Here is a 4,894-nt window from a genome sequence, read left to right as displayed (position 1 = left end):
TAGCTTCTGGAACGTCCAGGATGCTAATGTCAGCTTTAACGTCACCAGTACCTTTTGAAGATACATAATACGCCACATTTGAGGCGTAAACCTTTACAGATTCAGGTGAGATACCTGAAATGGTCGCTTCCGTGGTACCGCCCTTATTGGCTTTACCTTCTACAACAAAAACATCTTTGGTGGCTTTTCCATCGTTATCTAAAATAACAAACGTCGCCCGTTTGAAACCTACTCTAATACCCATTTACAGCACCTCTTCTTTTATTAGTCCTTGATAACGCCTGGCGTCAACAAAGCGTTTTGTTTCTTTGAAATACTCATCTAAACCATCTTTTAACTGTCCGAAACCAAGCTTTTTTAGTTCCTTTTTTATCTCAGCTTGAATCTCTTTAACTTGCAAACGGTTCGTTGATTCCACATCAATTTGATACAAATATTCATTCGCATGATTTTCATTACTGGCATAAACAGTTGGAACAGGAACATCCAATGGATCAATCACAATAAAAGGTTTGCTAGCATCGCCTGTTTCGGGATATTCATAAAACTTAATACGGTCTGCGCAAAGGGAAACAATTAATTCATTTGATCTTAGTTGGTTATAGATCACCATTAAGCCGTCTGTCATAATTGTTTTTTCATCTCCTTCGTGACCGCATGTAAAAAGGCTCCTTCACTATTCGAGATTGCTCGTTGAATAGATCCGTAGCCTTTAGGTTTTATTTTTATGCCATTTCTGTTATATCCAAATTCATTTAGATGGACCAATCGATAACGCTCTTTTGGTCCATTCCAGCCCACTATCACCGATTTATAACCATTTTGGCTAGTTACTTTACCTATTACAATTTCATCCTGAGACGCCCCCGTATCTTTAAATACCTCGAATTCTTGGGAAACGGCTTTTGAAACCACATTGGCTCCGGCCATTAAGGCTTTATTGGATACTCTGCTTAAAGCCTGTTCTGACAATTGATTTTGCAGTTTTTTATAAACGTCCTCGAACCCCTTAAATTCAACAATCATGTGATCACCGCCAAAAGAACGGTAATAAAATCGTTCTTTGTTAGGTCCGGGCGAACGTCAATCACGTTAAAACGAATATAATTACGTTCACCATTTATAATTTTTGAATATCGATCATCCTCTAACTCTGCGTAGTGTTCAGTGTCGGGGAAATACTCACCGATTGAATCGCGGATATTAATAGTTACAGCATTTTTCGTATTCATAAATTTCAGCTGATGTTGTTCCTTGCCAGAATTGAGTATTTCAATATCTTTCATGCTCGCGCTGTATACTTCTGCAAAGCATTCATATACCTGTACCAATGCTCCTTCTCCTGGCTCTGGTCCATTATTCGGGGCATATTGATAAAAGCAAACCGGAGTCCTTAACTCACCGCTACCGATTTTATTCGGATTAAACTTTGGTTTCATCGAGATCCCCCTCATATAAATCCAGAGCCAAACCTGTTATTTCACTAGCAAAGTTTTCATCGAAATACTCCACGGCATCATTATACGAATATCGTGCACGCTCAAAGACAAGTTCTCTTCCACCTTCATGCGTTTCAATATCGAATACTCCACACTTTCTTTTAATAGCAGCATATGAAAAGGACAACATTTTTTTGATATTGTCGTCCTCTTTCGTATGTGAAATTTTCATGCGTTCTTTGAACTGCAATAGCAATTCGTATGTGATTTCCAATCAAATCACCTACTTTTCATTTTCTTCTACCCTACTTAAAAAGGAGTCATCGAGATTTTGTTCAACCTCTTTAGCCCTTGTTACTTTCATTTCAATTTCTTGATCGATTGTATAAACTTCATTCGTATGGATATCCTTGAATGCTTTTAAAACTTTATATTTAGCCATCTAATCACCCTTCCGGAGTATTAATAGATAGGGTATAAATTGCTGCTGCTTTATTATCCTCAGCTTTACCAAAAGCGAATTGTTTAGCCGTGTAAAGATTGCAATCTTCTAAAGCAAGAGTTTGCTCATATTTGTTAATTTGTACGCCACCAGCTGTATAAGCATCGTAACGATTGTTTACAAAGGCAATGACTTCCCCAGCTTCAGCGAATTCCGATTCTACAATATGTAAGTTAAAAGGTAAGGCTGTAACATAGGTTCCATTCGCATTTAAGAAAGTGTATTGTGCTTTTATTCCCCAGGCATCAGTAGGGTTGACGACTAAAACAACTTTCCCTTCAATCTTGACAGATTTATCGTTCGATTTAGTGGAAAGATATTTCATTAATTTAGATAGTTCTTTTACTGTTGTTTTAGAATCGGCAAATGTAAGAATTCCAGCCACTGCTTTTTTAGCGTGTCCAGTTGTTGGATTTACTGAAGCCTCTAAATCACGAATTAATCCAATCGGCTGTTCTTTAGTTGGGCCAACGCCGTTGATAAAACCATTTTCTAATGCCACTGCAAAAGTTTCTGTGATTTGTGTACGAACATATGCCTCAATCCAAGTCGGTCCGAATTTTTCTAAATCCTTAGGAAGAACAACAAATGCAGTCAGTTTAGATTGTGTAATATTTTCTTCGCTAAACGCAGCATCCAGTTGTCCTTTAATTTCACCGAATACTTTACCCCATACGGCAGCACCCGAAGGATCAGACTTCATGATACGAGTTAAAAGACCTGCTTTTTGCAAATTGATTTCAGACAAAAAAGCGTGATCCGTTGTTAAATCTTCAAAAATACGATCAACGGTTGTTTCTGGAAGGATAATATCATCCGTAAAACCGTCAGATTGCGCTACAGCATTGAAGAATTTTGTTTCTTCAGAAGTTAAAACATTCATACCACGAGTCGCTAAAATCGTTTGATCTGCATTTTGTGTTTGTACAGCTTGGGTAATTTGGGTTGTTAAGGAATTTACCAGCTCATCTTGCATGTTGTTCCAAGCTGTTTCGATTTGATTGGGAGTTGAGTTCTCGTTTTTCACCACTTGGGCATAGGATTTTTTAGCCTCATCATAGGCTTTTGAATGATTATTTAATTTCATTGTCATTATTTTTCCTCCAATTAAAAAATGAACCCTCGTTTTTTCGCCACAGGCGCAGGTTCATTAGTTTGGTTTATATTGTTCTGAAGATTAGCTGTTACTTTAGCAACGATGCTGTTCATTTGTTCGTTGGTAAAATTGATATAATCATTTTTCTCTGGTTCATCTGAATCAACAACGGTTTCAATCGAATCGACAAACCCTTTTTCCAGTGCTTCTTCTGCCGTTAGCCATGTTTCAGCTTCAATCATATTTCTGATTTCCTCAGAGCTTAACCCTGTGCGCTGTTTGTAGATGGATACAATGGATTCATCTATCGTTTCTAAAGCATTCATGGTTTTTTGAATATCGCCTTTTGTACCATAAGCAAATGTTGCTGCTTCATGGATCATTAGATTCGAACCAGTACGCATGATGATTTCATCTGCACCCATCGCGATAATGGAAGCCGCTGAAGCTGCCAGGGCTGTGACCTCAACAATAACGTGCGCACTATGATCTTTTAAGTAATTGTAAATTTCAATGCCATCAAAAGCATCGCCTCCGCCGCTATTTAGCTTAATACGAATGGTAGATGCTGTTACACCATCTAGAGCCCTACGTACATCATTAGCTGACGTGGCATCATAAAACCACCCGCCTTGACCAATAGCCCCGCTTATAGTCATGGCATGTTCATCGCCATCAAGACTGTTTGTAAATTTATGAGCCACTTGTTGGATTTTCTTCTTCATTTCTTTTCACCTCCTTTCACAGTGGAAGCGCTTTGGTAGTTTTTCGTGATAACAAATTCATCTAGCTCCGGATTATCAGACTGTTCTTCACCCAAGAGGACACGTACTTGATTTCGTGTGAATGCACCTGATGCAACCAGCTTATCGACAGCTTCGGCGTGTTCAATGATCTCTTTTTCTTGAATGCCTTTAATATCGAATTTTTTACCCTCTTGATAATCCTTTTTAGTTATTAATTTGGCATTCAACTCATCTTGGATTTTTTTTAATAATGGGCCAATGCAAAACTTTATATAAGCTTTCATCGACTTCTCTAAATCAGCCATTTCTCCATGCACAAGAGCCGTGGGGATACCAAGTATTTCTGCAACATCATTCGTAATGGATTTCTTTAACTTCGATAATTCGTCGATGGAGGGACCTGCAGACACACCATCGGAAATTTCGTTGTACTTAAATCCTTTCAACAAAGGAATAATGGCCACTGCATTCTTCTTGATTGAATTAAATACTCGGTCAATGTATCCTTGCAGCTTGTCTTGCTTCTTATCCTCCAACGACTGTGCTGTCTCAACTTCAACGGTTCCCCTGATTTGGTAACCACGCATGGAGGCTTCCATCATACGGCCAAACAATTCCCCGTAGTCAGAAAACAAACTATCTAAGAACTTTGTTAATCGTTCATTGTTGTAATTTAAATAAATCACTTCATCCATTTTAAAAGAACGATTAAATTGATAGTTTTTGACAACCACCGATTCAAACGTATCGGGATATACAGCCAATTCCTTTCGGATAAAACTGTCAGCTATTAATAAATCATCTGTATCAGATAAAATGACAAGTACCTCATTTTCATGAATCAACTCGTAAATAAATCGTTGCCAAAAATCTGCAGCTGATTGATCGGTGTTAGGGCGTACATTAAGCAAGTAATCCCAATCATCACGGAGTCGTTTGTTATTCTCCATCAAACGAAAATCTGATTGTGAAATAGTTCGCGCGATGAAGTTAATGCAAGTCTCTAATGCTATGGACTTTAAATAGACTCTTTTCGATGCTTCCATTATCTTCACTCCCATTAATGATGATTTTACTTAGTTAATAAAAAAAAGAATTATAATATGCTTTA

8 protein-coding genes and 1 pseudogene are annotated in these 4,894 nt (G+C 37.9%); all 9 read right to left on the bottom strand.

All coding sequences use genetic code 11. From position 1 onward, the window contains the following. Positions 1-244 (bottom strand): annotated as a pseudogene (locus N9I19_RS23885) (phage tail protein); the annotation flags it as partial. Next, positions 245-628 carry a DUF3168 domain-containing protein gene (locus N9I19_RS23880; protein WP_317779203.1) on the bottom strand — a complete coding sequence of 128 codons (384 nt, stop codon included), beginning with the start codon at positions 626-628 and terminating at the stop codon, positions 245-247. After that, on the bottom strand, positions 625-1,026 hold the full coding sequence (locus N9I19_RS23875) for an HK97-gp10 family putative phage morphogenesis protein (RefSeq protein WP_317779202.1): 402 nt from the start codon (positions 1,024-1,026) through the stop codon (positions 625-627). Before N9I19_RS23875 ends, N9I19_RS23880 begins: the two co-directional genes overlap by 4 nt. Beyond that, a complete protein-coding gene (locus N9I19_RS23870; RefSeq protein WP_317779201.1) occupies positions 1,023-1,439 on the bottom strand; it encodes a phage head-tail adapter protein in 417 nt (138 codons plus the stop codon). Before N9I19_RS23870 ends, N9I19_RS23875 begins: the two co-directional genes overlap by 4 nt. Next, complete coding sequence (locus tag N9I19_RS23865; RefSeq protein WP_317779200.1) at positions 1,423-1,713, bottom strand: phage gp6-like head-tail connector protein; 291 nt, start codon at positions 1,711-1,713, stop codon at positions 1,423-1,425. Before N9I19_RS23865 ends, N9I19_RS23870 begins: the two co-directional genes overlap by 17 nt. A 9-nt stretch (positions 1,714-1,722) precedes the next feature. Then, positions 1,723-1,881, bottom strand: coding sequence for a hypothetical protein (locus N9I19_RS23860; RefSeq protein WP_317779199.1), 159 nt, complete (start codon positions 1,879-1,881; stop codon positions 1,723-1,725). 4 nt (positions 1,882-1,885) lie between these two features. Continuing rightward, a complete protein-coding gene (locus tag N9I19_RS23855; protein ID WP_317779198.1) occupies positions 1,886-3,034 on the bottom strand; it encodes a phage major capsid protein in 1,149 nt (382 codons plus the stop codon). 14 nt (positions 3,035-3,048) lie between these two features. Beyond that, the gene (locus tag N9I19_RS23850) at positions 3,049-3,762 is read right to left on the bottom strand and encodes a head maturation protease, ClpP-related (RefSeq protein WP_317779197.1); all 714 of its coding nucleotides are present in this window, start codon (positions 3,760-3,762) and stop codon (positions 3,049-3,051) included. Beyond that, positions 3,759-4,829, bottom strand: a complete 1,071-nt coding sequence (locus N9I19_RS23845; RefSeq protein ID WP_317779196.1) for a phage portal protein — start codon at positions 4,827-4,829, stop codon at positions 3,759-3,761. Before N9I19_RS23845 ends, N9I19_RS23850 begins: the two co-directional genes overlap by 4 nt. Positions 4,830-4,894: the final 65 nt, after the last annotated feature.

Origin of the sequence: Peribacillus sp. CSMR9 (assembly GCF_033141925.1) — a bacterium.
Lineage (GTDB): Bacteria > Bacillota > Bacilli > Bacillales > DSM-1321 > Peribacillus > Peribacillus simplex_A.
Note: the sequence above shows the minus strand (reverse complement) of the source record. Positions and strands in the feature narration are given on the sequence as shown.